General features: G+C 42.3%; 7 protein-coding genes. 2 read left to right on the top strand and 5 right to left on the bottom strand.

Going from position 1 to position 4,445, the window contains the following annotated elements; all coding sequences use genetic code 11:
* Together IH879_20265 and IH879_20260 are read left to right on the top strand one after the other, a co-directional pair.
* Positions 1-479: response regulator (locus IH879_20265; GenBank protein ID MCH7677263.1), on the top strand; the 479-nt coding region annotated here is incomplete at its 5' end.
* A gap of 233 nt (positions 480-712) precedes the next feature.
* Entirely contained in the window at positions 713-1,075 is a 363-nt protein-coding gene (locus IH879_20260) for an Hpt domain-containing protein (protein MCH7677262.1), read from the top strand.
* 389 nt (positions 1,076-1,464) lie between these two features.
* On the opposite strand, the gene IH879_20255 is transcribed toward IH879_20260, so the two are convergent.
* From IH879_20255 to IH879_20235, 5 genes are read right to left on the bottom strand one after another with little or no spacing between them, the layout of a single operon-like run.
* Positions 1,465-1,809: a hypothetical protein gene (locus IH879_20255; protein ID MCH7677261.1), complete on the bottom strand. Its 345-nt coding sequence runs from the start codon at positions 1,807-1,809 to the stop codon at positions 1,465-1,467.
* A 25-nt stretch (positions 1,810-1,834) separates the two neighbouring features.
* Positions 1,835-2,206 (bottom strand): hypothetical protein, encoded by a 372-nt coding sequence (locus tag IH879_20250; protein MCH7677260.1) that lies wholly within the window; start codon positions 2,204-2,206, stop codon positions 1,835-1,837.
* Between the two features lie 16 nt (positions 2,207-2,222).
* Positions 2,223-3,713, bottom strand: a complete 1,491-nt coding sequence (gene fliD, locus IH879_20245; GenBank protein ID MCH7677259.1) for a flagellar filament capping protein FliD — start codon at positions 3,711-3,713, stop codon at positions 2,223-2,225.
* A 3-nt stretch (positions 3,714-3,716) separates the two neighbouring features.
* On the bottom strand, positions 3,717-4,058 hold the full coding sequence (locus IH879_20240) for a flagellar protein FliS (protein MCH7677258.1): 342 nt from the start codon (positions 4,056-4,058) through the stop codon (positions 3,717-3,719).
* 4 nt (positions 4,059-4,062) lie between these two features.
* Positions 4,063-4,401 (bottom strand): flagellar protein FliS, encoded by a 339-nt coding sequence (locus IH879_20235; GenBank protein MCH7677257.1) that lies wholly within the window; start codon positions 4,399-4,401, stop codon positions 4,063-4,065.
* Between the last annotated feature and the right edge of the window lie 44 nt (positions 4,402-4,445).

Below are 4,445 nucleotides of genomic sequence, written 5' to 3'. Positions count from 1 at the left end.
GGAAGAAACTGGTGACCCGGCACACCATCGCCGAAGCCCGGAAACTGAACCTCAAAATTCTGCTGGCAGAAGACAATATTGTGAATCAAAAAGTAGCCAGCAAAATGCTGCAGAAATTCGGCTGCAAGGTGGATTGTGTGGCCAATGGCAAAGAAGCGGTCGTGGCGGTCAAGTCAATCCCTTACGATATAATTTTCATGGACTGCCAGATGCCGGAGATGGACGGCTATGAAGCAACGGCAGCTATTCGAAAAGCGGGGAGCGAAGAGCGAGGAGCGCAAAATGATATTTCGCGGATTCCGATTATTGCGATGACCGCAAATGCAATGAAAGGCGACCGGGAAAAGTGCCTGGATGCCGGCATGGATGATTACATTTCAAAGCCGGTGAATGCAACCAAGCTCAAAGAAGCAATCGATAAATGGGGCCAAAAAATTACCGTGGTTGACGAAGAAAATCAAAAGCAGCTGAGTCAATAAGAATTTATCTTTGGACTCTTTCCAAAACAAACCTGTCAATAGAATTAAATGGTGGCGACTCTGCCTCCGAGCCGTGCTGACCTTTTTCAGCGACTGTTCTTAGTAAACTTATGCAAAAATCTAATTTATTAAGGATAAATAACTTACAGCAGTCTAAGATTTTTTCAAGAAAACAGCTGAAATTCCGATAAAATAGAGTAGCAAGTTTTTGATCGTTAACTCAAGGAAGAGAAATGGAAAAACCCAGAATTGATCCCCAAAAAATAGAAGAATTAAAAGAGTTGGTAGACGATGACGACCCCGACTTCTTCATCGAACTGCTTGAGGATTACATGAACAATTCCGAAGAGAATCTAAAAGCAATCCGGTACGCAATTCAAGCCAAAGACACCGCTACAGTTGTGAAAACCGCACATATCCTCAAAGGCGCCAGCAGCAACATTGGCGCCGTAAACATGACCGAGTTATCGAAACAGCTTCAACATCTCGGAAGAGCAGAAACCCTCGAGGGCGCTGTCGAGTTAATTGATCGACTGGATGTAGAGCTTGTAGAAGTTAAGAGTGAACTTGAAAAAGAAACTGCGCGGGGCCGGTAAAGTTTAAAATCCAACCAAACTCTTTTCTCACTCCTCCCAACATCATTTTTGACCCGTTACAGGTGTAACTTAAGTGCCCTCAATTGAGAGTGTGGTCAGAGAACTCTGGTTCGAATCGCAGAAATACGTTCCGACTTTCCCTACCATTTTTAAAAATTAAAGTATTCGGAACTGATTTTTGACTCTTGGGATCTAAAAGAAAAATGACTGAGCTTTAACCTTTCGTTTGAAAAGTCATACAAATATAACATGCAAAAGTAGAACAAATTTACGGGGAAATATAAATAGCTGGAAGGATAAGAAGGTAGAATTTGGCATAGCTATCCCTTGGAGTCACTGGTTATTTTTTAGAATGGGCCGGTAATTAACAGACCGCCGGGATTAAATCCCTAAATATCCAAATTGTCGAGCTCGCCGCTGTTGATCAGCTTGCTAGCAGCCTCTTGAACAATTTCGTCGCTTGCATACAGTCCGGCCTTCATCTTTGCCAGCGCTTCGTAGATTATATGCGCGCGCGAAGACGGAAGTTTTGCAAGTAACTCTTTGGATTTACCAATTTCGTCAATGGACCTTTGGAGCTCCTTAGCTTCTTCGGAAATATGAACCTGATCTCTATTAACCTTAGACGCTTCTGAAGATTCCTTTTTTTGAATTTTCTTTTGGCGGGTTTCCTCTACAGATTGCTTTTGCAGTTTCTTTGGAGGATCCGCCCCATATAGATTATTGATTTTCATGGCTTTTCCTCACTAAAATAAGAATTCAATATAAGAAATCAATTAACTGTTTTTGGTCCTTCATTGTCACAGACCTTGAGTTCTTGATTGCTTTTTGTTCCTTTTCCAAGTCCGTTATGGAATCGGCAACGGTATTTAGTTTTTTTTGCATCACCTCCATATTCTTTTTATCCATATCTATAATTGAATTTACAATGGTTTTTATTTCAATATTCTGTTTACTTTTATTATCGACACCTGCGCTATTTTCTTGCAAGTCCCTAAGAATCGCGTTCCTTTGATCCATTTTTTTAAAAACAGCTGCGGCTTCTCCCTTTATCAATAACGAACTCAATTCTTTGCTAATCGAATGAAGCTCAATTAAGCTGCCATGCATTTTTTCAAATCCAACATTCATAATAAATCAAGTTTCCTTAGAATCTAAATGTTTGTGCCAGGCTGGAAAACGCCGCCGCTTGACCTCCTAACAGTATAGATATTTGCTGCATTTGGGCCAGTTGTTTTCTAAGTTGAACTTCCCGTTTTGCCAATCGATTATCAAATCGCTTTATTCGGCCATCCAGAGTTTTAATCCGATCTTCAACGCTCTCCTTGCCGTCATCAATGATACCGCCGACTTTAATAAAATCCTTCATAAACGTCTTCAATTGATTTGCCACACCATTCGTGGAATTGAACAAATCAGAAACCGGCGCAGAACCGGCGGCCAGAACGTTCTCAAATTTTTCGCTGTCTGTAAAACTTAAGGTGCCGTCGGCGGCGGCCGTAATGCCAATTTCAAATAAATGTTCAGGATTTCCTGAAGATACCCCTGCGACCGGATCACTCATGAAGCCTCTGAATTTACTTCGCATGAAGGAATAAGTTGAATCACTCGCCAGCACACCCCGGAAATTCGTTTCCGGATCTACTTTTTGTTTTTGCTTAATGTAAGTAATCACATCGTTGTAAGCCGTTAGAAACTCTTCTATCTCTTTCTTTACCGCCTCAACATCTGTTGACACTTTTAAAGTTTCGGTGGCTGGAGTGACAGCTTTTATGGTCATCGTTACGCCATCGAGAATATCGTTAATGGTGTTGCTGTCCCGGTAAAAAGTTAGTCCATCGATCAGCAGCTTCGAATTTAAAAGACTGTCCGAAGCGCTGCTGCCAACATCGGTGATGTAACCTCCCGAAGTCCCGGACGATTGAACGCTGTTACTTATCTCTAACGTGGACAATAAAGAATTCGCCGAGTCGGTCATAACCATCCGGTTGGTAAACCCGGACTGCTCGGTTTTGAAAACTAATCTGCTCTTGCCGCTTTCTTCATGCACCACCGAAGCAAAAACTTTTTCATCTGCATCAATGGTGTCTGCGGTGACGGCAGCGCTCATGGCGTTGTTTATGGCCAATGCGATGTCATCGAGCACATCGTCATCTGTGGCGCCGCTTGAATTAATAGTGACGGATATCTCTTCACGGTTGCTGCTGTCGGCCGTCGTCGGATGTGCGACTTCGATTTTGAAAGTCTGGGAACCATTTGTGCTGAAGAAAGAGGTCAAAGCGGTCCCGGTTGAAGTGTACTGTTTGGAAACCCGGGTATCCGAGCTCGCCAGGCGTTGGACAAGTATATCATGACTTCCGGCAAGCGCTTTTGTTTCTGCGGTCGCCGTAAACAAGTCGGAGTCGCTCGAGTCCACAGTTTTGGCTGCAAAATAATCGGTAAGTTTATCGGTCAATCGCTTGGCAAGTTTATTCAAAGCAGAAAGCTTTGAATCCAAATCCGACAGAACTTTATTTCTCGAATTTAATAGAGCTTTCCTATCTTCCAGAATAAAACGCGGCTGGCCTTCGATCTGCAAAGTTGTCGCGATGAGCCGCTCAATCGCCGGGTTGCCTTGTATAAATAAGTCTGTGCCCATTTTCTAACCCTCGTAAGTTAAAGCAGGTACTGAAATCCCGTCCTTAGCAACAAGTTTTTCCCATGCAGAACGTAAGCCTTCTAAAATGTTAGCGGCTTCATCAAAATTTTCCGCGTCAGCGGACCGCATCGCATAGTCATAAAGTTCAAAAAAAGATCCGGCCATATCTTTATACTCAAAATTCAGAGACCGAATGAGTTCTTTCAGAACTTTTTGCACACCACCCCTGTCCTTTTGGAGACATTTTTGAATGCCCAAATCGTACAGTTTTAAAATAAGCATTTCAGGGTTGTCAGTCATAATATTCTCAGGTGTAGTGAGCGTGTTCACTATTTTATAATTCATGATTTTAATTCATATTTGAAGGGTTTTTCATGACTGCGGACTTCCAAACATCGTTAAGCTCTTCAAACACCCTTAATGCGTTTTCAAATCCGCCTTTATTAACTTCATCCAAGGCATAGCGGTACAAGTCAAAAAATCCGGTAGCGATTTCCTTGTATTCAAAATTTAACGCTGCGATCAACTCAACTAAAACTTTGGCTGCCTTTTGGCGGTCTTTCGCGCGGCAGCTTTTTGAGCCAATATCATAAAGCAGCGATATGAGTTTTTCCGGACCGGCTGAATTTACTTGTTGAAGCAAGTACGGGTTTTTTGAAGAGTTATAACTTAAATTTTGAATTGCCATTTAACATCTCCCTGTCTTTGATGAGCCCAAAAGGGGTTTTTCTT

The sequence above is a fragment of the candidate division KSB1 bacterium genome (assembly GCA_022562085.1).
Lineage (GTDB): Bacteria > Zhuqueibacterota > Zhuqueibacteria > Oceanimicrobiales > Oceanimicrobiaceae > Oceanimicrobium.
This window is presented reverse-complemented; position numbering and strand designations above follow the sequence as displayed.